We start from the raw sequence: 22495 nt of genomic DNA, 5'->3' as shown, positions 1-22495 counted from the left end.
GGATGAAACGCAGGACGCCGGACGTGGACGTGGACGCGGGCGCGGGCCGGGACATGGACGCGGGTGCGGATGTGGACGCGGGCGCGGAGGCTTCCGTGGGTACGGAGGTGCCGGGCGGCGGCGCCGGACCGGTCGCCGGGGAGCGGGAGTCCCGTACGGGGGCTGACGCTCGGGGGGATCTGGAGGCGGACGCGGGGCCTGAGGCGGGCGGCGGGGCCGACGCGGGCGCCGACGCCGACACGTGTGCCGAGGCTGAGGCGGGCGGCGATGCCGAGGCGGGCGCCGGTGCCGACACGGGGGCTGACGCCGGTTCCGGTGACGGGGACGGCGACGGCGATGCGCGTACCCGGGCGGGCGGGGTGCGCCGGCGGCGGGCGCTGGTCGCCGGGGCCGTCGCCTCGGCCGTCATCGCGGTCGCCGGGGGCGTGCTGATGTACCAGGCCCACGATCTGCGCACGGCACCCTCCGCGCGGAACGCGGCCCTGACCGACGCCGACGCCACCAACCGCGTCAACGGCGACGTGAGCAGTGCTCTCGCCAAGGTGTTCTCGTACACCCCGGGCGGCACCGACGCCACCGAACGCACCGCCCGCGAGGTCCTCTCCGGGCGCGCGGCCCAGCAGTACGCCCAACTCTTCGGCCAGGTACGCGAGAACGTCCGTACCCAGCGCGTCACCCTCACCACGGACGCGGTCCGCGTCGGCACGGTCAGCCTCCGCGACGGCACCGCCCACCTCCTCGTCTTCCTCGACCAGACGTCCCGGCGCGGCGACCGCAAGCCCGCCACGGCCGCCGCCCAGCTCTCCGTCACCGCCGAACTCCACGACGACGTCTGGCGGATCGTCGACATCAAGGCCCGCTGAGGCCGATGAAAGGACCGCGTATGAACCGGCACTGGCTCGCGCAGCCGCTGCTGCTCGCCGCGCTCGCCCTCACCCTCGTCGCGGGCGGCTTCGCCGCGTGGGCCGGCTGGTCCTGGTACGGCGCCGCCCACGACGACACCGCCGCGTTCGCCGTCACCCGCGACAACGCCCTGGAGGCGGGGGAGCAGGCCGTGCAGAACCTCAACACCCTCGACCACCGGGACCTCGACCGGGGCCTCGACACCTGGGAGGCGTCCACCACGGGTGCGCTGCACTCCCAACTGGTCGACGGGCGCAAGGCGTTCGCCTCCCAGGTGCGCGGCGCCAAGTCGGTGAGCACGGCCAAGGTGCTCGACGGCGCGGTCACCGAACTCGACGAACGGGCGGGCAAGGCACGCGTCATGGTCGCCCTGCGCATCACCGTGACGGCCCAGGGCCAGAAGGCCACCGACAAGGACAGCCGCATGCTCGGCGAACTCACCCGCAGCGGCGGCACCTGGAAACTCAGCGCTCTCGCCCAGGCCCCCGTCGGCGGCGCGGCGAACACCACCGACTGACCGCCGGCCGTACCCGGGACAGGAGCACCCCATGACGTCGACCACCCGCCACACCCTCAACCGCCGTCGCCGCCTCGCCGCGGTCCCGCCCGGCCGCACCACCCTCACCGCCGCCCCCGACACCGCGTCACCGCGGGCGCCGGAGACCGATGCACCCGCCACGGCGAAGACCCCGGCCGGGGAGCAGGCGAAGACCCCGGCCAGGCCGAAGGCACCCCTCAAGACCGCGCCGGGCAAGGCGAAGACGCGGGCCGGGGCCGAGACGGAAGGGCGGGCCGAGGCGAAGGCGTCCGCCGCCCCCGGCCGCCGGCTGCTCGCCGCGCTCTGTCTGCTGACGCTGCTGCTCGGAGCGTTCGCCGGGTACGCCTGGTCCCGGGCGCGCGATCTCGACGCCGGACCCGCCGCCCGTAACACCGCGCTGAGCGACCCCGCCCGCACCAGCGAGGTCAAGGGCGCGGCGGAGAAGGCGGTCGACGCCCTCTTCTCGTACGACTACGCCAACCCGGGCCAGGCGCGGAAGGCCGCCGCCTCCCTGCTCACCGGCAAGGCCGTCGCCCAGCACCGCAAGCTGCTCGCGCCCGTGCTCGCGCAGGCCGACAAGCAGAAGACGGTCGTCACCACCAACGCCACCGACAGTGCCGTGGAACGCCTCGACGGCGACCACGCCCGCGTCCTCGTCTACGCCGACCAGTCCAGCACCAGCACCTCCGCCAAGACCAAGGCGAAGGACGCGGCGACCTACGCGGGCGCCATGCTCGCCGTCGAACTGACCCGCAAGGACGGCCGCTGGGCCGTCTCCGCCATCGACACCTTCCGCGACTGACGCCCTCCGCGACCGGCACCCTCCGCGACCGAACGACGAAAGGGTCCTCATGCGTACCCCGCGCCTCCCGCGCCCCGGACACGGCGCCCGCCCCCGGCTCGGCCGGGGTCTGCGCGGCACCGCTGTCGCGGTCGCCGCGACCGCCCTGCTGACCGCCTCCCAAGCCCCTTCGTTAGTGCAGGAGTTGACGAAGAAGCGGCCGTCCGAGCCGCAGCCCGTGGGGGCCGTCACCGACGCGCTGCCCGCGCTGCCCGCTCCGCCCGTCCAGGGCGACGACTCGTACCACACCGAACTCCCGCCGCTGGACGTCCCGCTCGCGGGCCCCGGCGCCGCCTTCCCGGCCCGGGTGCTGCGCGCCCAGGCGGGCATCCCGGCGACCGTGCTCGCCGCGTACCGCCGCGCCGAGGCGTCGATCGCCCGCACCGACCCCGGCTGCCGCCTTCCGTGGCAACTGCTCGCGGCGATCGGCAAGGTGGAGTCGGGCCAGGCGCGCGGCGGTGACGTGGACGCGAACGGCACCACCCGGCACCGCATCACCGGGCCCCCGCTGAACGGCAAGGGCTTCGCCCTCATCCGCGACACCGAGGGCGGCGCCTGGGACGGCGACCCCGTGTACGACCGGGCGGTCGGCCCGATGCAGTTCCTGCCCGGCACCTGGCGCCGCTGGGGCGCCGACGGCAACGGCGACGGCCGATCCGACCCCAACAACATCTTCGACGCGGCCCTCGGCGCCGGCCACTACCTGTGCGCCGGCGACCGCGACCTCGGCACGGGCGCGGGCCTCGACCGCGCGATCCTCAGCTACAACTACTCCAGCGACTACCTGCGGCTCGTGCGGTACTGGCTGGTGTTCTACCGCGAGGGCGTGCACACCGTGCCCGACGGCAAGGGCGTCGTCCCCCTCACGCCCGGCGCGGGCTCCCGCACCCCGGCCACCGGCCCGGTCGGCTCCGGCGACGACGGCAGGGGCGGCGGCATCGTCATCGGCCCCGCGCCCAGCAAGCGCCCGCACCCGACGCCCCGCCCGAGCGGCAGCGGCAGCCCGCACCCCTCGCCGGGCCCCTCCGACAGCGGCTCCCCGACGAGCCCGTCGCCGACGACCGGTCCGACCGGCAGCCCGACCGGCGAGCCGCCCGCCACCGGGACCCCGAGCGAGCCGGGCAGCCCGTCGCCGACCACGTCCCCGTCCGACTGCGCCACCGACACCGCCTCGCCCACCGCGACGCCCACCCCGACCGCGTCGCCGTCCGAGTCGCCGTCACCCTGCCCGACACCCGGCGCCTGACCCGCCCGCGCCCGCGCCCGAGCCCCCGCCCGCGCTCGCGCCCGGACCCGGGAGGCCGTACGCGGACCCGATCCGGTGGACACCGGGCCGGTCCGCGACGAGCCGGGTGAACTCGCCGTGGCCGCGCACCCGGAGGCAGCCGTCCTCCGCGCGCAGCCACGGCGAGTACGCCACCCGCAGCGTCGCCGTGCCCGCCCGCTCGAACCTGACCGTGACGCCCGCGCCGTCCGATGCGACCACCCGCGCGGGCCCGGACACCAGCGGCACCGCGTCCCGCACCCGGTAGATCCGCCAGTGCGCGTCCTGCCACACCGGCCGCAGCCACGGCACCCCGCGCCGCACGAGCGCCGCCTCCGCCTCGGCGGGCCCGTCCGGGCGCGCGCCCTTGGGCAGCACCACGTACCCCACCGCCCACCGGTCGAGCCAGGCCCGGTAGGTCTGAGCCGAGAACGAGCCGTCGTAGAACAGCCGTCCCCGCTCCACGTCGAGCTGCCGGTTCCAGCCGCGGGCCAGGTTGACGTGCGGGGCCAGCGCCGTCGCCTCCCGGTGGTCGCGAGCCGGGACGGCCTCGACGCGGGTCCGGTCCGCGCCGAGCCGCCGCAGTTCCCGTACGACACCCTGCGTGCCGGAGGCCCAGCGCGGCACGTGTGTGGAGACGGACAGGTCGTCGGCGGTCTTCTGCCCCACCCACAGCACCGACAGGGCCAGCGCCGCCCCGAGTACGAGCCGCCGCGCCCTGCCCGCGCCGGGGGCGAGGAGGGCGGCGGCGAGGGCGGCGGGCGCGGCGAGTTCCGCGAGCCGCTCGACGTTCGTGCCGACGGGGGAGGGGATCAGGAAGCACAGGACGACACCGGCCGCGTACACGAGCGCCGACCAGCGGGCAACGCGCCAGCGCCGGGGCGCGGCGAGCGCGAACGCCAGCGCGAACAGGGCCGGGTGCCAGATCCGCCCCGCCGGCATCGGCTGCTCGCCCTGGAACGGGAACAGCAGCGTCGTCGCCCCCACCACCAGCGCGGGCGGCACCAGCAGCGCCACCGCCCGCCGCCAGTCCCGTACGAAAAAGTGCCCCGCCCCGACGACCGCGACGAACAGGCCCGCGACCGGCGAGGCCGCCGTCGCCAGCGCCGCGCACCCGGCCGCCGTCCACGGCCGCCGCGCCCCGGTCACCGCGACGCACGCGCCGAGCCCGAACGCCATCCCGAGCGCGAACGTCGTACGGCCCGACGCCACGTCGCACCACAGCGCGAGCGCGAGCAGCAGCGCGGGCAACAGCGGACGCCGCACCCCGCAGCGCACGATCAGCACGGCACCGAGCCAGCCCGACGCGAGCCCGGCCGCCACCGTCACCGGCCGCACCCCGGCCCACGCCATGAGGTACGGGGAGAAGACCGAGTAGTTGGCCGTGTGCATGCCGCCGTACCAGAACAGCGGGTACGCGGAGCCGCCGTGGTCGGCGGCGAACCGGGCCCACGCCTGCTGTGCGGCCAGGTCGCCGCCGCCCGTGGCGAGCAGCAGCGCCCACACCGCGTACAGCGGGAGCGTGAGGGCCGTGACGTACAGCGGCACCTTCAGGCGGGCGGACGGCGCGGGGCGGTCGCGCGGTCCCGTGCCCGTGCGCGGGGCCGGGTGCGGGTGCAGGGGCAGGTCGGCCGTGGTCAAGGGCGGTCCGTTCCGTCGCGGGCGGAGCAGTGCGCCACGCCGTCCCGGGGACGGCGCGGCGCCGGTACGGAAGGACAACGCGCGAGGCGGCCGAAGTGTTCGCCCTGACGCGCGGGTTCCGCGGGGAACGCGGCCGGGGTGTCATCCCTTCGGGGCGGTCGCCACCCGCAGCTCCTTGACGCCGTTGAGCCACGCGGCGCGCAGCCGGCGCGGGTCGCCGGCCAGCCGCAGGTCGGGCATGGCGTCGGCGAGCGCGTTGAAGATCAGGTCGATCTCCAGCACGGCGAGCGACTTGCCGAGGCAGAAGTGCGGTCCGCCGCCGCCGAAGCCGAGGTGCGGGTTGGGGTCGCGGGTGATGTCGAAGGCGTCGGGGTCGGTGAAGACCTCCGGGTCGTGGTTGGCGGAGGAGTAGAAGACGCCGACGCGGTCGCCCGCCCTGATCTTCTGCCCGCCCAGCTCGGTGTCCTGGGTGGCGGTGCGCTGGAAGGAGACGACGGGCGTCGCCCACCGCACGATCTCCTCGGCGGTCGTCTTCGGCCGCTCCCTCTTGTACAGCTCCCACTGGTCGGGGTGGGTGAGGAAGGCGTGCATGCCGTGCGTGATGGCGTTACGGGTGGTCTCGTTGCCGGCGACGGCGAGCAGGATGACGAAGAAGCCGAACTCGTCGGAGGAGAGGTTGCCCTCGTCCTCCGCCGCGACGAGCCGGCTCACGATGTCCTGCGCGGGGCACTTCTTGCGCTCGGCGGCGAGGTTCATCGCGTAGGAGACGATCTCCATGGCGGCCTCGGCGCCGATCTCCTCGGTGATCGCGTACTCGGGATCGTCGTACGCCACCATCTTGTTGGACCAGTCGAAGACCTTGGCGCGGTCCTGCTGCGCGATGCCGATGAGTTCGGCGATGGCCTGGAGCGGCAGCTCCACCGCGACGTTCGTGACGAAGTCGAACACGCCGTCCGCGTCCGCCTCTTCGGCCGCCGACGCGACGATGTCCCGGGCCCGCGCGCGCAGCGCGTCCTCCAGGGAGCGGATCGCGCGTGGCGTGAAACCGCGCTGCACGATCTGGCGGACGCGGGTGTGCTCGGGCGGGTCCATGTTGAGCATGATGAGCTTCTGCACCTCGATCTGGTCCCGCTGGATCGAGGAGTTGAAGCGGATCACGGCGGTGTTCAGGTTCGAGGAGTACAACTCGGGGTGCGTGGAGACGTACTTGACGTCCGCGTGCCGGGTCACGGCCCAGTAGCCCGCGTCGGGGAAGCCGGAGATGCCGGGCTCCTGCGGTATCCAGCGGACCGGTTCGGCCTGCCGCAACTGGGCGAACTCCGGGTAGGGGACGCGGTCTTGGAGCAGGTCCGGGTCGGTGAAGTCGAACCCGTCGGGCAGCGCGGGGCACGGCATGGGGTCACTCCCGTGATGGTCTGGCAGCGTTCCGAAGGCGTCTTCCGGGGCGTTCCGCAAGCATCTGATGAGTCGTCAGGTATGGCGGGAAAGGTAGTAACGGGTTCTAGAAGTGGCAAGGGGCGCGGCTGTGTCGGTTCCGTGTGTTGTCCTTGCACGCCCCTTGCGTACCCGGGGTAAGCGCGCCGAGACTGCAAGCAGAACTGGTACGCGTTCTAGTTTCTTGTGTGCCGTCCCGTCGGTCCGTGAAGCGTGGAGAGGACGTCTGTCATGGCAGCGGAGCCCGTCATCGTCGAAGCGGTACGTACCCCGATCGGCAAGCGCGGCGGCGCGCTCGCCAACCTGCACCCGGCCTACCTGCTCGGCGAGACGTACCGCGAACTGCTGGGCCGCACCGGCATCCAGGCCGACTGCGTCGAGCAGATCGTCGGCGGCACCGTCACCCACGCGGGCGAGCAGTCCATGAACCCCGCCCGCACCGCCTGGCTCACCATGGGCCTGCCCTACGAGACCGCCGCCACCACCGTCGACTGCCAGTGCGGCTCCTCCCAGCAGGCCGCCCACATGACCGCCAACATGATCGCCGCCGGGGTCATCGACGTCGGCATCTCCTGCGGTGTCGAGGCCATGTCCCGCGTGCCGCTCGGCTCCGGCTCCAAGCACGGCCCCGGCAAGCCCTTCCCCGACGAGTGGAACGTGGACCTGCCCAACCAGTTCGAGGCCGCCGAGCGCATCGCCCGCCGGCGCGGACTGACCCGCGAGAACGTCGACTCCCTCGGCCTCGTCTCGCAGGAGCGGGCGGCGGCGGCCTGGGCCGAGGAGCGCTTCAAGCGGGAGACGTTCGCCGTGCAGGTCCCCACCACCGAGGAGGAACAGGCCGCCGGGCAGGGCATGTGGCGGCTCGTCGACCGCGACGAGGGCCTGCGCGACACCAGCATGGACGGCCTCGCCCGGCTCAAGCCCGTCCTGCCGACCGCCGTCCACACCGCGGGCAACTCCTCGCAGATATCCGACGGCGCCTGCGCCCTCCTGTGGGCCTCCAAGCGCATGGCCCGCGCCCTCAAGCTGCGGCCCCGCGCCCGTGTCGTCGCCCAGGCCCTCGTCGGCGCCGACCCGCACTTCCACCTCGACGGGCCCGTCGACGCGACCCGCGCCGTGCTCGGCAAGGCCGGCATGACCCTCAAGGACATCGACCTCGTCGAGATCAACGAGGCGTTCGCCTCCGTCGTCCTGAGCTGGACGCAGGTCTTCGACCAGGACCTGGAGAAGGTCAACGTCAACGGCGGCGCCATCGCCCTCGGTCACCCGGTCGGTGCGACCGGCGCCCGTCTCATCACCACCGCCCTGCACGAACTGGAGCGGCGCGACAAGGAGTTCGCGCTCATCACCATGTGCGCGGGCGGCGCCCTCGCCACCGGCACCATCATCCAGCGGCTGTAACTCCCTGGCAGGGGAGGGGCGGTGGGGACTCGGCGCCGTACGCGTGGCGGGGGACCCGGCGCCGTACGCGTGGTGGGGGATTCCGCAGTCCCGGGGTGTACCCAGCGCCACCCCGGGCCCGGGGGCGGCTCGGATACCGGCGTCCACGCGGCGCCCGTACGGTCGTGCCATGACCGACACCCAGCACCCCGCAGCCGTCAACTCCCGTACAGACAACGGCAGTTCGTGGCGCCGCCGTTCCCTCGCCGTGACCGCCGCGCTGCTCCTCGCGGCCGGCGCCGCCGCCCCCGCCGCCCTCGCCCTCGACGGCCCCGGCACGCGCACGGGCACCGCCGCCGCCCGCCCCGCCGCCCCGCGCGGCACCCTGCTCGCCGCCACCCCCGTCGCCGCCCTCGACCGCGCCGGCGTCACCGCCTGGCTCGGCGCCCGCGCCATGGACACCGGCCAGGTCCGCCACGGCCTGCGCGCCTACCGCCTCACCTACGCCACCCTCGACGCCCACGGCCGGCCCACCCGCGCCACCGGCCTGCTCACCCTGCCCACCGGCGGCCCGCACCGCCTCGACCTCGTCTCCGACACCCACGGCACCATGGTCCACCGCGCCTACGCGCCCTCCGTCGGCGACGACTTCGGCCGCGTCCCCTCCTATCTGAACGCCTCCGCCGGGAAGGCCGTCGCCGCCCCCGACTACCTCGGCCTCGGCCAGGGGCCCGGCACCCACCCGTACATGGACACCGCGTCCGCCGTCACCGCCTCCCTCGACATGCTGCGCGCCGCCCGCCACGCCGCCCGCGACCTCGGCAGACCCCTCACCGGCGACGTCTACGCCACCGGCTTCTCCCAGGGCGGCCAGGTCGCCATGGCCCTCGGCCACGCCCTGCGCGACGGCGCCGACCCGCATCTGCGGCTGCGCGCCCTCGCCCCCGTCAGCGGGCCCTACGACCTGAGCGGCCAGGAGCTCCCGGCCCTGTTCGACGGCCGCGTCAACGACACCAGCGGCCTGTTCTACACCGCGTACTTCCTCGTCGCGCAGAACCGGCTGCACCCCCTGTACCGCGACCCCGCCGAAGCGTTCCGGCAGCCGTACGCGGACCGCGTCGAGGGTCTCTTCGACGGCGAGCACACCGAGGAGGACATCGTCACCGCCCTCCCCGCGAGCGCCCGCGACCTGCTCACCCCCGCCTTCTACGCCTGGATGCGGCACCCCACCGGCGCCCTGAAGGCCGCCCTCGCCGCCAACGACCACGCCTGCGACTGGAAGCCGGACGTGCCGGTGCGCCTGTACGCGGGCTCGGGCGACACGGACGTACCGATCGGCAACGCCCGCAGTTGTGCCCTGCGGATCAAGGCCGCCGGGGGCAAGCCCGTCCCCGTGCTCGACCAGGGGCCCGTCGACCACTTCGCCTCGTTCAAGGAGGCCGCCCCGAAGGTGACGCGCTGGTTCACGCGGCTGTCCTGAGCCCGGGCCGCGCGGCCCGGACGTGCCCGGACGTGCCCGGACGTGCGAGAACCGCGTCAGGCGGCACCCGGAGCGGGTGCCGCCTGACGCGGAAGGGACGGGGTGGCGGCGGCTCAGTACCAGCCGTTGGCCTGCCAGTGGGCCCACGCGCCACAAGCGCTGCCGTAGCGCTCGTTCATGTAGTTGATGCCCCACTTGATCTGGGTCTCGGGGTTGGTCTTCCAGTCGCCGCCGGCGGAGGCCATCTTGTTGGCGGGCAGCGCCTGGACCAGACCGTAGGCGCCGGAGGCGGCGTTGGTGGCCTGCGGGTTCCAGCCGCTCTCACGGGAGACGATGTTGTCGAAGCAGGCGAACTCGGCCGCGTTCGAGATCTTCTTCTGCGCTATCGCCTTCGCGGAGACGGGCGCGGCCTGGGCCGGCGTCGAGGCGAAGAACAGTCCGGCGGTGGCGGCGGCGAGAGTGACGCCGGCGAGGGCCTTCTTGGGGGTGGCGGCGCGACGGAGAAGCGAGGCGGACACAGAGGGACCTTCCGGTGGAGTACGGGGGAGTCGCCGACCCGACCGGGAGGCCGTGGTGCCCGGCGACGTGCTCCACAGAAACAAACATCCGGACTGTCCCGCAAACACCCCCTTTGCTAGTTGTGGTCGTACTTGGGGGCTTTGTCCCTGCTGTGAAGTGGGTCTCAGCGCCCAGGTCAGAAGGGGTGTGAGCGGATAAAGTCGGACAAATTGCCCCTACGAGGGGGCGTAGTACGTGACGCCCGTCATGTGGGGCGCCTCACCGCCGGACCCCCTCCGAGACCCTTCCCCGGCCCCCTCAGGACCCCTCGAATGTGACCTGGGCCTCGAACGCGGCCCGCCGCGTCGCCCTCCGCAGCGCCTTCAGGACCGCCCCGCCCAGCGTCAGCGTCAGCACCACCGTCAGAGCCGCCCGCCCCAGGTCCCAGCCCAGCGAGGTCGCCATGCAGTACGCGAGGAACCGGGCCAGATTGTCGTGGAGCGCCGCGTCCGGCTGGTACGCCACCGACGACGCGAGCGCGTTCATGAACGGCCAGCCCGCCAGATTCATGATCGTGCCGTAGGCGAACGCCGCCAGGAACCCGTACGCCGCGAGCATCAGCCGCTCCGCCGCCCCCCGCAGCCGGTGCGGGCCCGGCAGCAGCCCCGCGCCCATCGTGAACCAGCCCATCGACAGCATCTGGAACGGCATCCACGGCCCGACCCCGCCCGTCAGCAGCGCCGAAGCGAACATGCTCAGCGCCCCGAGCACGAACCCGAACCCGGGGCCGAGCACCCGCCCGCTCAGCACCATCAGGAAGAACATCGGCTCGATGCCCGCCGTGCCCGCGCCGATCGGCCGCAGCGCCGCCCCCGCCGCCGCGAGGACGCCGAGCATGGCGACCGCCTTCGGCCCGAGGCCCGACTCCGAGATCGTCGCCGCGACCACCGCCACAAGCAGCACCAGCAGCCCCGCGAACAGCCACGGCGCGTCCTGCGCGTGCGCGTTCACCTGCGAACCCGGGCCCGTGATCAGCGGCCAGCCGATGCCGACCACGCCGACCGCGCTCACCAGCGCCAGCGCCACCACCGACTTCGGGCCGAGCCGCACCGCCCGCACCTGCCGGCCGGCCCGCTCCCCGGTCACCGTCCCGCTCACGTCAGCGCCCTCTCCACCTCGGACACCGTCAGCCAGCGCTGCGGCGCGAGGATCTTCGCCACCTGCGGCGCGAACGCCGGCGACGACGTCACGATCTGCGCCGTCGGCCCGTCCGCCACGATCTCCCCGTCCGCGAGGATCGCCACCCGGTGCGTCAGCTCCGCCGCCAGCTCCACGTCGTGCGTCGCCATCAGCACCGCGTGCCCGGCCGCCGAGAGCCCCCGCAGGATCCGCACCAGCCGGGCCTTCGCCGCGTAGTCGAGACCCCGCGTCGGCTCGTCGAGCAGCAGCAGGGGAGGCGCCGCCGCCAGCACGATCGCCAGCGCCAGCGTCAGCCGCTGCCCCTCCGACAGATCCCGGGGATGCGTCCCGTCCGCGATCCCCGGCAGCAGCTCGTCCAGCAGCGCCCGGCACGTCCCCGGCGCCGCGTCCGCGTCCCGGTCGGCGGCCCGGCACTCCGCCGCGACCGTGTCCGCGCACAGCAGGTCACGCGGCTCCTGCGGCACGAGCCCCACCTTGCGGATCAGCTCCCTCGGCTTCACCCGGTGCGGCACGACCCCGGCCACGCTCACCGAGCCCGCCGTCGGCTTCACCAGCCCCACCAGCGACGACAGCAGCGTCGACTTGCCCGCGCCGTTGCGGCCCATCAGCGCCACGATCTCGCCGGGCGCCACCGCCAGGTCCACGTGCCGCAGCGCCTCCACCCGGCCCCGCCGCACCCCGAGCCCGCGCACCAGCGCCGCCCCCGGCCGCCCGGCGGGCGCCTCAGGTCCCTCCGGGCGCTCCGGCTCCCGCCCCGCGAGCCGCTCGCGCAGCCCGCCCGCCGCCCGGCGCGCGTCCCGCACCGTCAGCGGCAACGGGCTCCAGCCCGCGAGCCGCCCGAGCCCCACCACCGGCGGGAACACCGGCGACTTCGCCATCACCGCCGCCGGATCGCCCACCACCAGCGGCAGCCCGGGACCCGGCAGCAGCGCCACCTGATCCGCGTACTGCACCACCCGCTCAAGCCGGTGTTCCGCCATCAGGACCGTCGTGCCCAGGTCGTGCACCAGCCGCTGGAGCACCGACAGGACCTCCTCGGCGGCGGCCGGGTCGAGCGCCGACGTCGGCTCGTCGAGGACCAGTACCTTCGGATGCGTGGTCAGTACCGAGCCGATCGCCACCCGCTGCTGCTGACCGCCCGACAGCGTCCCGATCGGCCGGTCCCGCAGCTCCGCGAGGCCCAGCAGATCAAGCGTCTCCTCCACCCGCCGCCGCATCACGGGCGCGGGCAGCCCCAGCGACTCCATCCCGTACGCGAGTTCGTCCTCGACGGTGTCCGTCACGAAATGCGCCAGCGGGTCCTGGCCGACCGTGCCCACCACGTCCGCCAGCTCACGCGGCTTGTGCGTACGCGTGTCACGGCCCGCGACCGTCACCCGGCCCGCCAGCGTCCCGCCCGTGAAATGCGGCACCAGACCGCTCACCGCGCCCAGCAAAGTCGACTTGCCGACCCCCGAAGGGCCGGCCAGCAGCACCAGCTCGCCCTCCGGGACATGCAGGTCGATACCCCGCACGCTCGGGCCCGGCGCCTCGTCGTACGTCACCGAGACGTTCTCGAAGCGGATCATGACAGCGCCTCCGTCGGCTCGTCCACGGGCACGCGGTCCGCGCCGCCCACCGGTTCGGGGGCCGGCGCGACGAACGCCGGAACCAGCCCCACCAGCACCCCGAGCGCCGGCCACAGCGGCAGCGCGGGCGCCGCGAGCGGCACCACCGGCGGCTGCAACGCGGCCGGGTCCCAGGCCCCGGCGAGGATCATCCCGGCCGCCGCCACCGCCCCCGACGCCGCGACCAGCCACGCCCGCAGGCCCCAGCGGTCCGGCCGGTACCGGGTGCGCACCGAGCGGCGCCCGCCCAGCCACAGGCCCGCCAGCGCGGCCGCCACCCCGGCGAGCAGCAGCGGCAGCCCGTACCCGGCGCCGGACGCGGCGAGCAGCCCGTACGTACCGGCGCACACCCCGATCAGGCCGCCCAGTGTGAGAACCGCCGTCGCCCGCCGCACCGCCGCCGGCACCCGCGCCGTCCGCCCGTAGCCGCGCGCGTCCATCGCCGCCGCCAGCGCCACCGAACGCTCCAGCGCGCCCTCGAGCACCGGAAGACCCACCTGCGCGAGCCCCCGCAGACCGCTGTCGGGGCGCCCGCGCAGCCGCCGCGCCGCCCGCAGCCTGCGCACGTCCGCGATCAGGTTCGGCGCGAACGTCATCGCCACCACCACCGCCACCCCGGCCTCGTACAGCGCGCCGGGCAGCGACTTCAGCAGCCGCGACGGGGACGCCAGCGCGTTCGCCGCGCCGACACAGATCAACAGCGTCGCCAGCTTCAACCCGTCGTACAGCGCGAACACCAGCCCCTCAAGCGTCACCGCGCCGCCGATCCGCACCCCCTGCGCCCACTGCGGCAACGGCACCTCCGGCAGCGTCACCAGCACGTGCTGACCCGGGATCGGCGAGCCGAGCAGCGCCGCGAACACCAGCCGCAGCCCCACCACGAGCAGGCCGAGCTTCACGAACGCCGTGTACGAACGCGCCCACGGCGCCTCCGTGCGGCGCGCCGTCACCACATAGCCGGCCACACCGATCAGCAGCGCGAGCAGCAGCGGATTCGTCGTACGGGACGCCGCCGTGCCGAGGCCCAGCGCCCAGATCCACCAGGCGCCCGGGTGCAGCGCGTTGGCGCGGTGGGCCCGCGGGGCCCGCAGCGTACGACCGGACACGGGATCAGCCGCGACGGCGGCGCGCCTGCCAGATCGCGCCGACACCGAGCACGGCGACGACGGCGACCCCGGCGACCACACCGAGCGAGGGCCCGCCCGCACCGGACGAGGACGAGGAAGACGACGCGGACGCCTGCCCCCCGTCCTTGCCCTGGTCCCCGGTGGCCTTGCCGCCGCTCACCTGCTCGCCGCAGCCCGTACGCGGATAGCCGGAGATCGCGCACAGCAGCGCGCTGGAGTCGTAGCGCAGCGGCCCTGCGACCGCCGCGAGCGCGTCCGCGCTCGTCGCGTCCTCGCCCACCACCGCGCACGCCGTCCGCTCCTTCGGCGGCGTCTCGCCGTCCGGGGCGTCGGCGGCCGTACCGAAGTCGACGACCAGCGCCACCCGCTTCTTGCCGTCCTCGGCCGGGGTGTGCGCGCATATCGACCCGAACGCGCTCGGGCCGCGCGGGCGCGTCGCGTCCTTGGAGTCGGCGCTCACCGCGAACCGGAAGCCCTGCACCGCGCCGTCGTCCGGCCGCGTCTGCGAGGGGCCCGTCGACGCGTACGTCCACGCGCCGCCGTCCCGCTCCCAGAACGACCAGTACCGGTACCCGGCCGCCTGCGCCGGGGCCACCGTCAGCGCGAGCAGCGCGCCGAGCAGGGCGAGGACCAGCCCGGCCGTCCGCCCGCGCGTCACAGCCCCTTCTTCTTCCGGCCGCTGAGCAGGAAGCCGACACCGACGGCCGCGATGAACATCACGGCGACGATCCACCACGAGCCGAGGCCGCCGCCGTCGTCCTTCTTCTGCTCGCTCTTGTCGCCGCTCGCCGACTTCGCCGACGCGGGCTCGGGGCCCGTCTTGTTCAGCGCGCTCACGAGGTCCTTGCCGCCGAAGTCACGCGGGTCGTTGCCCGTGGCGTGCGCGGCGAAGATCAACTGCGCGTACGCGGCCGGGCCCGACTTCGCCGCCCAGCCGCCCGCGTTCTTCTCCAGCCAGGCGTACGGGTCCTTCGTGTACTTGATGCCCTCGGCGGCGGCCACCGCCGTCACCGCGTCCGCCGTGTTGCCGTAGTCCGGCTGGTCGGCGGCGCCCGCGAGCTGCGACTTCAGGTACAGGTGCGTGGAGAGCTGGTTCTGCAGGTAGACCGCGCCGTTGTGCGCGAGGTCCGCCGGGCTCGTGCCGTCCTCGCAGGTGTACGCGTCCGGGGTGTCGCCCTTGCCGGGGGCGAACCCGGCGCCGAGCGCGCCGAGGACACCGGCCGCGCTCGCGTCCGCGTTCGGGGCGAGCTTGCCCTTCTTGTCGGGCTGGTAGGCGAACGCGCCGCCGTCCTTGCCCTTGTCGCAGCCGAGCGCGAGCTTCGCCAGCGCGTCGTACGGGCTCTTGCCGGGGCCCGACTTCACGGCGGCCGGCTTCTCACCGGCGGCGGCGAGGGCGCCGATCACCACGGACGTGGAGTTCGCGTCGCTCGCGCCGCCCGGGTTGTAGCCCCAGCCGCCGTCGCCGTTCTGGTTCTTCTTCAGCCAGTCGACGCCCTTGGCGACCTCGCCGTCCCGGCCGCCGACCGCGACCAGCGCCTGAACGGCGGCGGCCGTGCTGTTGCTGTCCAGCGGGGTCTTCGCGTCGCAGGCCCGGCCGGGCTCCGCGCGGAACGCGGCGAAGCCGCCGTTCTCGCACTGCTGCCCCGCCAGCCAGTCCACGGCCTTCGCCGCCGGGCGCACGCCCGCCGTGTGCTGCGCGACGAACGCCAGCGACTGGCGCCACACGCCGTCGTACGTGGGGTCCGTGCTGCCGTACAGGCCCGAGGGGACGACGACCTTGGGGGAGGGGGAGGCGGTGTCCGCGACCGCGGCCTGCGCGCCGGCGGTGCCGATCGCGACGGTCGCGGCGACGAGCGCGGCGCTGCGGCGAATGTTCATGGTGCGGCGGGTGCCTCTCCCTGCGGGGGGGCCGGGCGGCACGGGCCTTCTCGGCACCGGGCGGCTCCGGCTCCGTATGCCTCGACGGTCCTGAGCCGATCTCGGGGCGGGGTGGCAGTCCGGCTCTACGGTTGCGGGTCAGCGCCGGAATCCCACCGGCTTCCCCACCGTCGCCCTGATAACGACCCCCCTACTCTACCCTCGCCGGGAGGAGCGATCGCGGGCGCGCTGCCGCTGAGGGTGGACGCTGAGATCAGCCCCGTAAGGGGCGCGGGGAACTGCGCGCTCAGCCACGACGCACCCGGCACTCTGGGGCGCTGCCCCAGCCCCCGCTCCTCAATCGCCGGAGAGGCTGGGTGTTGGCGCTGAGGCCAGCCCCGTAAAGGGCTCGGGGGCCGGTCTCGACGGGCCCGCGCCTCACACCCGCCCGATCAAAGGCGTGGGGTCACCCGATGTCGACGGGGCCGTCGTTCCTGCCCGGGGTACCCCCAAACCGCTCGACCTCGGCGGACGCCGGAGACCCGAGATTCTTGCGGACGGAGTCGAGAATCGTCAGCCCCTGCCCGACAAGCCCCGCCGCGATCTCCCCGAGCCCATCCGCCCCGTTCAAGACATTGACATTCGCCCCGGCCAACCCCCCGGCCGCCTCCTTCACGATCTGCGGCAACTGATCGATCACCATCCGGTCCAGCGCGACCCGGTCGTACGACGCCGCCGCCTCCGCCTGGATCTTCATCCGCTCAGCCTCCGCAAGCGCCAACACGCGGATGCGCTCCGCATCGGCCTGCGCCGGCTTCACGACCTCCGCGATGAGCTGCTTCTCCCGCAACTCCGCCTGCTTGAGCGCCAGCTCGGTCTGCGCCTCCAGCACCTCCTGCTGCGCGTGCGCCAGCGCCAACGGCCCCGCCTGCTCCGCCTTCGCCTTGGCCCGGTCCACCTCGGCGTCGTACTCGGCCCGCACGATGGCCGTCTGCCGCGCGAACTCCGCCTGCTTGCGCGCCGCCGCCTGCTCCGCCTCCGCGGACGCCTGCGTGGCCGCGGCCTGCGCGACCTGCGCGGCCCGCTGGATGTTGGCCTTGTGCGGACGCGACATCGCCTCGATGTACCCGGTGTCGCCGTCGTCGATGGACTGGATCTGGAGCGAGTCGACGTGCAGCCCGATCTTCGCCATCTCGGCCTTGGACGTGTCGAGGACCTCGGTCGCCAGCTTCTGCCGCTCGGTGACGATCTCCTCGACGGTCATCGAGCCGATGATGGACCGCAGGTGCCCGGCGAAGATCCGCCCGGTGAGCACGGACATCTGCTCCTGGTCGGAGAGGAAGCGCTGACCGGCGTTGACGATGGACTCGTGGTCGTTGCCGACCTTGAACGCGATGACGGCCCGCACGGTCAGCGCGATGCCCTGCCGGGTCACGCACTTCTCGACGACCTCGGCCTCCATCATCGCCAGCGACAGGAACCGGGTCTTGCGGAAGATGGGCAGGACGAACTTCCCGTGCCCGGTGACGACACGGAACGGCGCTCCCCCAAGTCCCCGCCTGCCACCCGAGATCAGCATCGCCTCGTCGGGCGCGGGAACGCGATATCCGAACATCCTTGACGTCTCCTTAGCCGACGCCGCCACCGTCACCGGAACCGGCCGGCGGGTCGAGCAGAGGATCGTGCCAGGCGATGACCTGGACGCGGCGGCTGCCGAGCGACTCGGTCACGAGCACGCCCGCACCCCGCTCCAGCGGCTCATCGGAGTACGCCAGAAACGTCTCCGTACCGCCCCGCACCCGCACCAGGACCTCGCCCGGGCCGTCCACCCCACGTGTGGCGACGACCAGTCTCCCCGTACACCCGACCACAGCCTCGTCCGGCGCCACCGGCGGCGTCCCCCTTGTCGTTCCAGCTCCATGAGCTCCTGAGAGCCCAGACCCTACGCCCGCCCCCACCCCCCGACCATCCACACACGGCAAAGAGCGGCTACCGGTCAGGCCGCGTGCCCTTCGAAACGGAACTCGGGGCTGCGACGCGGGTCGATGTGCGCGCCGGCCTCCAGCGCGGCGGCGAGCGCTTCGATGAGCTCGATGGTGGGGTCGACCCCGCTCTCCTCGATGGCCTCGATGACGCCTTCGTCCAGGCGAGCGCGCTCGGCCAGTTCGGCGGTGCTCCAGCCCAGCTCGCTCCGTCGCTCGTGGACGGCCTGGGCGAAGTCCATCCGGCGCCCGGCAGCGCGGTACTCGTCGCTCTCCCGGTGCTCGCTCGGGACGTCCCAGCTGGTGTGATATCCGCTGCTCATCGGTCCTCCTCGGGCCCACTGTAGACGTCGTGCTCGCCCGTCGGCGGGTGCTCCGCCTCGCACACTTTGCGGACCCGCTGAGCGCGGGCCACTTCGCCCGTCTCGCGCATCCTGGTCTTGCGGAAGGCGGTCAGCAGGACAGCCCTGCGTCCCGGCGCGAGCCAGTACGTCACCCGCCAACACCCGACCCGAAGTTCCCGCACGATTCACCAGAACGAGGCCACGCTCACCCTCGCCGACGCGGGCCGCGCTCGTCCCTGCCGGCGTACGTGCGTGACCGGTCCTGTCAGTCCGTCGCCACGTACGTCATCGGGTCCGTGCCCGGGACGGGCTCCGCTCGGCCCTGTTTGACCAGGCGGCGGAGGTGGGCCTCGGCTTCGGAGACCGCGATGTTGCGGGAGCCGTAGGGGATGTCGGACCAGGGGCGGTTCCACTCCATGCGTTCGGCGACCTGCCAGGGCGTGAGGGGGACGGTCAGGAGGGCGAGGAGGCCCCGCAGGCGGTCCTCGTGGTGGGCGAGCAGTGCGCGGACGCGGGCCGGGGCGTCGGTGAACGGGTGCTGGTGCGCGGGCAGCACCTCGGCGGGGGCGAGGCGGCCGACGCGCTCCAGGGAGTCGAGGTAGTCGCCGAGCGGGTCGGTGACGGTGGCGTCGTCCGGGTCCTCGTAGAGACCGATGTGCGGGCTGATGCCGGGGAGCAGGTGGTCGCCGCTGAACAGGCGTCCCGGGCCCGCGAGTTGCGCCGGGTGCTCTTCCTCCAGGTGGAGGCAGACGTGGCCCGGGGTGTGGCCCGGGGTCCAGATCGCGCGGAGTCTGCGGCCGGGCAGGTCGAGCAGGTCGCCGGGGGTGATCGCGCGGTCCGGGAGCGCCGGGTCGAGGCCGGGCAGGCGGCGCGGGCGGCCCGAGTCGCGGGCGGCGAGCAGCGGCGCGACATGGTCGTCGGGGGCGCCGGCGGCGGCGAGTTTGGCGGCCATGTACGCGTACCAGCGGGCCGGTTCGTTCTGCCGGGTGCGGCGCACGATCGCCGCGTCCGCCTCGTGTATGGCGATCCACGCGCCGGACGCCTCGCGCACCTTCGCCGACAGGCCGTGGTGGTCCGGGTGGTGATGGGTGATCAGGACGCCGGTCAGCTCCGAGACGCTCGTACCGCAGCGCGTGAGCCCGTCCACGAGCGTGTCCCAGGAGTGCGGGTCGTCCCAGCCGGTGTCCACGAGGACCGGCCCGGCGTCGGTGTCCAGGAGATACACCAGCGTGTACCCGAGCGGGTTGTCCGGGATCGGTACGCGGATGCTGTGCACGCCCCCGCCGTGCTCGCTCACCTGCGTCGCCTGGCTCGCCTGTGTCATCGGGGGCCGCCTCTCCGCCGCCAAGGGATGCCGTCGCCTGCTGTCGGGACTCTTGCCGCGTCGAACTGCGGCCACTGTAATGGAAGTTGTAGAACTTGTTTCAGTAGTCGCCCCGGCGAACCGGCTCCGGGCGTGGCCTCACCCTTCCGCATCCTTGGTGGAACTGGTATCAGTTCTGATGCACCGTCAGATACCGTCAGAGATCACGGAAGCGGAAGTCGCCATGACCGAGCTCGTGGAACACGGACAGCTGTTCATCGGCGGGGAGTTGACCGACCCCCTCGGCAAGGACGTCATCGAGGTCGTCTCCCCGCACACCGGCGAGGTCTTCGGCCGCGTGCCGCACGCCGCGCCCGCCGACGTCGACCGGGCCGTCGCCGCCGCCCGCCGCGCCTTCGACTCCGGCCCCTGGCCCCGCACGAGCCTCGACGAGCGCATCGCCGTCGTCACCCGGATCAAGGACGCGCTCGCCGCCCGCCACGAGGAGATCGCCCGCACCATCTCCCGGCAGAACGGCTCCCCCTACTCCTGGTCCGTGCTCGCCCAGGCGCTCGGCGCGATGATGGTCTGGGACAGCGCCATCAGCGTCGCCCGCGACTTCCCGTACGAGCAGACCCGCGACGGCGCCCTCGGCAGACTGCTCGTACGGCGCGAGCCGGTCGGGGTCGTCGCCGCCGTCGTCCCGTGGAACGTGCCCCAGTTCGTCGCCGCCGCCAAGCTCGCCCCCGCGCTCCTCGCCGGCTGCACGGTCGTCCTCAAACCCTCGCCCGAGTCGCCGCTCGACGCGTACCTCCTCGGCGAGATCGCCCGCGAGGCCGGGCTGCCCGAGGGCGTCCTGTCGATCCTGCCCGCCGACCGCGAGGTCAGCGAGTACCTCGTCGGGCACCCCGGCATCGACAAGGTCTCCTTCACCGGCTCGGTCGCCGCCGGCAAGCGCGTCATGGAAGTGGCGTCCCGTCACCTCACGCGCGTCACTCTGGAGTTGGGCGGGAAGTCGGCGGCTGTCGTGTTGCCCGACGCGGACCTCGACGCCACCGTCGCCGGGGTCGTGCCCGCCGCCTGGATGAACAACGGGCAGGCGTGCGTCGCCCAGACCCGCATCCTGCTGCCGCGCTCGCGCTACGACGAGTTCGCCGAGGCGTTCACCGAGGCCGCCGCCGCGCTCGTCGTCGGCGACCCGCTCGACCCCGCCACCCAGGTCGGGCCGCTCGTCGCCCGCCGCCAGCAGCAGCGCAGCCTCGACTACATCCGGGTCGGCCAGGACGAGGGCGCCAAGGTCCTCACCGGCGGCGGCGTCCCGGCCGGCCTCGAACAGGGCTGGTACGTCGAACCGACCCTCTTCGGCGACGTCCACAACGGCATGCGAGTCGCCCGCGAGGAGATCTTCGGGCCCGTCATCTGCCTCATCCCGTACGGGGACGAGGCCGAGGCCGTCGACATCGCCAACGACTCCGAGTACGGGCTCAGCGGCAGCGTCTGGACCGCCGACGTCGCGCACGGGATCGACATCGCGCGGCGGGTGCGGACGGGGACGTACAACGTGAACACGTTCAGCCTCGACATGCTCGGGCCGTTCGGCGGCTACAAGAACAGCGGCCTCGGGCGGGAGTTCGGGCCCGAGGGGTTCGGGGCGTACCTCGAACACAAGATGATCCATCTGCCGGCCGGCTGGGAAGGGTGACGGGGGCATGAGCGACGGGACTTCGAGTGACGGGGGTACGGGGGACGGGGCCCCGGGTGACGCGGGTACGGGGGAGTCGGGTGCGGGGGATCGGTGGCGGGTCGAGATCGATCGGGGGGTGTGCATCGGGTCGGGGATGTGCGTGAGTCAGGCGCCGGGGGTGTTCCGGCTGGACTCGGCGCGGCAGTCGCGGGCGGTGGACGGGGTCGTCGATGCGGGGGAGGGGGTTTTGGGGGCGGCTGAGGGGTGTCCCGTCGAGGCGATCGCGCTGACGCTGGTCGGAACGGGGGAGGTCGTTTTCCCTCCGGAGGAATAGGAGGCGGGGGCCTGCTGGGGGTACCGGATGTGTGATCGCCGTTCCTCGGCGCGGGGTGCGTCGTGGCCGGTCGCGCAGTTCCCCGCGCCCCTTACGGGGCTGCCAGCACCGGCACCTCTTCGGCGCCCCGCCGCCTTGGGCAGTCTGCCGCCTGGGGCGGCAGGGTGGGCAAGGCGGCTCCCAGCGCCGGGTGCGTGATCGTTGTGCGTCGGGTGCAGCCCCGGTGGGGCTTCTCGCGCAGTTCCCCGCGCCCCTTAGGGGGCTGAGTTCAGCGCCTGCTTCTCAGCGCCCGTTCTCAGCGGCAGCGCGCTCGTTTCCCGGAGGGGGGTCGTCCAGGAGGCGGCAGGCTGTTTCCAGGTCGATCTTGACCTGGGCGATCGAGGCCCGCCCGGAGAGCCACGTGATCAGCGCCGAATGCCACGTGTGCTCGATCACCCGCACCGCGGACAGCTGAGAAGGAGACGGATCGTCCAACTCCATCGCGTCCAGGATGATCGCCGTCGTCTGCCGGGACACCTGATCCACCTCCGGCGACACACTCCGGTCGGCGAACGTGAGCGCCCGCACCATCGCGTCAGCGAGATGAGGCTCCCGCTGAAGCGCCCGAAAGGCCCGCATCAAGGTCTCCGCGACCCGCGCGGACGCCGCCCCCGAGGAAGGAGGCCGCTTACGGACGGTGGTGTGCATGTGCTGGAGCTGATCCTGCATGGTGGCGACGAGCAGATGCACCTTGCTCGGGAAGTACCGGTACAGCGTGCCGAGGGCGACCTGGGAGGACTCGGCGACCTCCCGCATCTGCACGGCGTCGAACCCGCCCCGCGCCGCGAGCTGCGCGCTGGCGTGCAGGATGCGCCGGCGCCTGGCCTCCTGCCGCTCGGTGAGGGCGGGGGCGCCGGGGGCGGTGTTCCTCGCGTCCGGAGCTGTCATCTGTCCGCTTCCGTGTCCCGTCGCCGGCCGTGGCGTGAATCACCCGATCCGCCGGTCACAGCCTGGCTACCTGCCGGTAGATTCGATGCTCATTGAACGATCAAGTCTGAAACTTGTTCTAGATTAGCGCCCCAAGTAGTGTCCACGGGCA

The 22495-nt window shown here is 73.7% G+C and carries 22 protein-coding genes and 1 riboswitch; of the genes, 8 read left to right on the top strand and 14 right to left on the bottom strand.

The window, feature by feature from the left end; all coding sequences use genetic code 11:
• Window positions 1–2: 2 nt before the first annotated feature.
• Genes ACZ7LY_RS03545 through ACZ7LY_RS03530 form a run of 4 tightly spaced genes read left to right on the top strand, consistent with a single transcriptional unit; the run spans window position 3 to window position 3528 of the window.
• On the top strand, window positions 3–863 hold the full coding sequence (locus ACZ7LY_RS03545; RefSeq protein WP_471622828.1) for a hypothetical protein: 861 nt from the start codon (window positions 3–5) through the stop codon (window positions 861–863).
• A gap of 20 nt (window positions 864–883) precedes the next feature.
• Entirely contained in the window at window positions 884–1420 is a 537-nt protein-coding gene (locus ACZ7LY_RS03540; protein ID WP_471622827.1) for a hypothetical protein, read from the top strand.
• Between the two features lie 31 nt (window positions 1421–1451).
• Entirely contained in the window at window positions 1452–2243 is a 792-nt protein-coding gene (locus tag ACZ7LY_RS03535; RefSeq protein ID WP_471622826.1) for a hypothetical protein, read from the top strand.
• A gap of 49 nt (window positions 2244–2292) precedes the next feature.
• Window positions 2293–3528 (top strand): lytic transglycosylase domain-containing protein, encoded by a 1236-nt coding sequence (locus tag ACZ7LY_RS03530; RefSeq protein ID WP_471622825.1) that lies wholly within the window; start codon window positions 2293–2295, stop codon window positions 3526–3528.
• On the opposite strand, the gene ACZ7LY_RS03525 is transcribed toward ACZ7LY_RS03530, so the two are convergent.
• Both ACZ7LY_RS03525 and ACZ7LY_RS03520 read right to left on the bottom strand, forming a co-directional pair.
• Entirely contained in the window at window positions 3502–5187 is a 1686-nt protein-coding gene (locus ACZ7LY_RS03525; RefSeq protein ID WP_471622824.1) for a hypothetical protein, read from the bottom strand. The genes ACZ7LY_RS03530 and ACZ7LY_RS03525 overlap by 27 nt on opposite strands.
• 141 nt (window positions 5188–5328) lie before the next feature.
• Window positions 5329–6582: a cytochrome P450 gene (locus ACZ7LY_RS03520; protein ID WP_471622823.1), complete on the bottom strand. Its 1254-nt coding sequence runs from the start codon at window positions 6580–6582 to the stop codon at window positions 5329–5331.
• Between the two features lie 270 nt (window positions 6583–6852).
• On the opposite strand from ACZ7LY_RS03520, the gene ACZ7LY_RS03515 reads away from it, so the two are divergent.
• Window positions 6853–8022: a steroid 3-ketoacyl-CoA thiolase gene (locus ACZ7LY_RS03515; protein ID WP_471622822.1), complete on the top strand. Its 1170-nt coding sequence runs from the start codon at window positions 6853–6855 to the stop codon at window positions 8020–8022.
• A gap of 169 nt (window positions 8023–8191) precedes the next feature.
• Window positions 8192–9481, top strand: coding sequence for an alpha/beta hydrolase family protein (locus tag ACZ7LY_RS03510; protein ID WP_471622821.1), 1290 nt, complete (start codon window positions 8192–8194; stop codon window positions 9479–9481).
• A gap of 113 nt (window positions 9482–9594) precedes the next feature.
• Here ACZ7LY_RS03510 and ACZ7LY_RS03505 read toward each other — a convergent pair whose 3' ends face one another.
• From ACZ7LY_RS03505 to ACZ7LY_RS03455, 11 genes are all read right to left on the bottom strand, one after another.
• Window positions 9595–9999, bottom strand: a complete 405-nt coding sequence (locus tag ACZ7LY_RS03505; protein WP_471622820.1) for an aggregation-promoting factor C-terminal-like domain-containing protein — start codon at window positions 9997–9999, stop codon at window positions 9595–9597.
• Between the two features lie 298 nt (window positions 10000–10297).
• Complete coding sequence (locus tag ACZ7LY_RS03500; protein WP_471622819.1) at window positions 10298–11137, bottom strand: ECF transporter S component; 840 nt, start codon at window positions 11135–11137, stop codon at window positions 10298–10300.
• Entirely contained in the window at window positions 11134–12747 is a 1614-nt protein-coding gene (locus tag ACZ7LY_RS03495; RefSeq protein ID WP_471622818.1) for an ABC transporter ATP-binding protein, read from the bottom strand. The genes ACZ7LY_RS03500 and ACZ7LY_RS03495 overlap by 4 nt, the downstream gene beginning before the upstream one ends.
• Entirely contained in the window at window positions 12744–13892 is a 1149-nt protein-coding gene (locus tag ACZ7LY_RS03490; RefSeq protein WP_471622817.1) for an energy-coupling factor transporter transmembrane component T, read from the bottom strand. Before ACZ7LY_RS03490 ends, ACZ7LY_RS03495 begins: the two co-directional genes overlap by 4 nt.
• Before the next feature lie 4 nt (window positions 13893–13896).
• Window positions 13897–14571 carry an SCO2322 family protein gene (locus tag ACZ7LY_RS03485; RefSeq protein WP_471622816.1) on the bottom strand — a complete coding sequence of 225 codons (675 nt, stop codon included), beginning with the start codon at window positions 14569–14571 and terminating at the stop codon, window positions 13897–13899.
• The gene (locus tag ACZ7LY_RS03480) at window positions 14568–15791 is read right to left on the bottom strand and encodes a prenyltransferase/squalene oxidase repeat-containing protein (protein WP_471622815.1); all 1224 of its coding nucleotides are present in this window, start codon (window positions 15789–15791) and stop codon (window positions 14568–14570) included. Before ACZ7LY_RS03480 ends, ACZ7LY_RS03485 begins: the two co-directional genes overlap by 4 nt.
• Before the next feature lie 104 nt (window positions 15792–15895).
• Window positions 15896–15967, bottom strand: a riboswitch (adenosylcobalamin-variant (AdoCbl-variant) riboswitch).
• 269 nt (window positions 15968–16236) lie between these two features.
• Complete coding sequence (locus ACZ7LY_RS03475; protein WP_471622814.1) at window positions 16237–17385, bottom strand: flotillin family protein; 1149 nt, start codon at window positions 17383–17385, stop codon at window positions 16237–16239.
• Between the two features lie 13 nt (window positions 17386–17398).
• The gene (locus tag ACZ7LY_RS03470) at window positions 17399–17659 is read right to left on the bottom strand and encodes a hypothetical protein (protein WP_471622813.1); all 261 of its coding nucleotides are present in this window, start codon (window positions 17657–17659) and stop codon (window positions 17399–17401) included.
• Window positions 17660–17766: 107 nt separating this feature from the next.
• A complete protein-coding gene (locus tag ACZ7LY_RS03465; protein ID WP_471622812.1) occupies window positions 17767–18075 on the bottom strand; it encodes a helix-turn-helix domain-containing protein in 309 nt (102 codons plus the stop codon).
• Entirely contained in the window at window positions 18072–18248 is a 177-nt protein-coding gene (locus tag ACZ7LY_RS03460; protein WP_471622811.1) for a hypothetical protein, read from the bottom strand. Before ACZ7LY_RS03460 ends, ACZ7LY_RS03465 begins: the two co-directional genes overlap by 4 nt.
• 113 nt (window positions 18249–18361) lie before the next feature.
• Complete coding sequence (locus ACZ7LY_RS03455) at window positions 18362–19420, bottom strand: MBL fold metallo-hydrolase (RefSeq protein WP_471622810.1); 1059 nt, start codon at window positions 19418–19420, stop codon at window positions 18362–18364.
• Between the two features lie 223 nt (window positions 19421–19643).
• On the opposite strand from ACZ7LY_RS03455, the gene ACZ7LY_RS03450 reads away from it, so the two are divergent.
• Together ACZ7LY_RS03450 and ACZ7LY_RS03445 are read left to right on the top strand one after the other, a co-directional pair.
• The gene (locus ACZ7LY_RS03450; protein ID WP_471622809.1) at window positions 19644–21101 is read left to right on the top strand and encodes an aldehyde dehydrogenase; all 1458 of its coding nucleotides are present in this window, start codon (window positions 19644–19646) and stop codon (window positions 21099–21101) included.
• Window positions 21102–21207: 106 nt separating this feature from the next.
• Window positions 21208–21417 (top strand): ferredoxin, encoded by a 210-nt coding sequence (locus tag ACZ7LY_RS03445; RefSeq protein WP_471623125.1) that lies wholly within the window; start codon window positions 21208–21210, stop codon window positions 21415–21417.
• A 282-nt stretch (window positions 21418–21699) separates the two neighbouring features.
• On the opposite strand, the gene ACZ7LY_RS03440 is transcribed toward ACZ7LY_RS03445, so the two are convergent.
• The gene (locus ACZ7LY_RS03440) at window positions 21700–22344 is read right to left on the bottom strand and encodes a TetR family transcriptional regulator (RefSeq protein ID WP_471622808.1); all 645 of its coding nucleotides are present in this window, start codon (window positions 22342–22344) and stop codon (window positions 21700–21702) included.
• Window positions 22345–22495 lie beyond the last annotated feature (151 nt).

This window comes from Streptomyces sp. NPDC107550 (assembly GCF_055639095.1).
Note: the sequence above shows the minus strand (reverse complement) of the source record. Positions and strands in the feature narration are given on the sequence as shown.

Bases quoted from the DNA above. Each gene is read 5' to 3' on its own strand.
- ACZ7LY_RS03495 (WP_471622818.1), bottom strand. From the start codon at position 12,747: ATGATCCGCTTCGAGAACGTCTCGGTGACGTACGACGAGGCGCCGGGC.
- ACZ7LY_RS03450 (WP_471622809.1), top strand. From the start codon at position 19,644: ATGACCGAGCTCGTGGAACACGGACAGCTGTTCATCGGCGGGGAGTTG.
- ACZ7LY_RS03475 (WP_471622814.1), bottom strand. From the start codon at position 17,385: ATGTTCGGATATCGCGTTCCCGCGCCCGACGAGGCGATGCTGATCTCG.
- ACZ7LY_RS03515 (WP_471622822.1), top strand. From the start codon at position 6,853: ATGGCAGCGGAGCCCGTCATCGTCGAAGCGGTACGTACCCCGATCGGC.
- ACZ7LY_RS03480 (WP_471622815.1), bottom strand. From the start codon at position 15,791: ATGAACATTCGCCGCAGCGCCGCGCTCGTCGCCGCGACCGTCGCGATC.
- ACZ7LY_RS03540 (WP_471622827.1), top strand. From the start codon at position 884: ATGAACCGGCACTGGCTCGCGCAGCCGCTGCTGCTCGCCGCGCTCGCC.
- ACZ7LY_RS03440 (WP_471622808.1), bottom strand. From the start codon at position 22,344: ATGACAGCTCCGGACGCGAGGAACACCGCCCCCGGCGCCCCCGCCCTC.
- ACZ7LY_RS03510 (WP_471622821.1), top strand. From the start codon at position 8,192: ATGACCGACACCCAGCACCCCGCAGCCGTCAACTCCCGTACAGACAAC.
- ACZ7LY_RS03535 (WP_471622826.1), top strand. From the start codon at position 1,452: ATGACGTCGACCACCCGCCACACCCTCAACCGCCGTCGCCGCCTCGCC.
- ACZ7LY_RS03530 (WP_471622825.1), top strand. From the start codon at position 2,293: ATGCGTACCCCGCGCCTCCCGCGCCCCGGACACGGCGCCCGCCCCCGG.
- ACZ7LY_RS03545 (WP_471622828.1), top strand. From the start codon at position 3: ATGAAACGCAGGACGCCGGACGTGGACGTGGACGCGGGCGCGGGCCGG.
- ACZ7LY_RS03455 (WP_471622810.1), bottom strand. From the start codon at position 19,420: ATGACACAGGCGAGCCAGGCGACGCAGGTGAGCGAGCACGGCGGGGGC.
- ACZ7LY_RS03520 (WP_471622823.1), bottom strand. From the start codon at position 6,582: ATGCCGTGCCCCGCGCTGCCCGACGGGTTCGACTTCACCGACCCGGAC.
- ACZ7LY_RS03465 (WP_471622812.1), bottom strand. From the start codon at position 18,075: ATGAGCAGCGGATATCACACCAGCTGGGACGTCCCGAGCGAGCACCGG.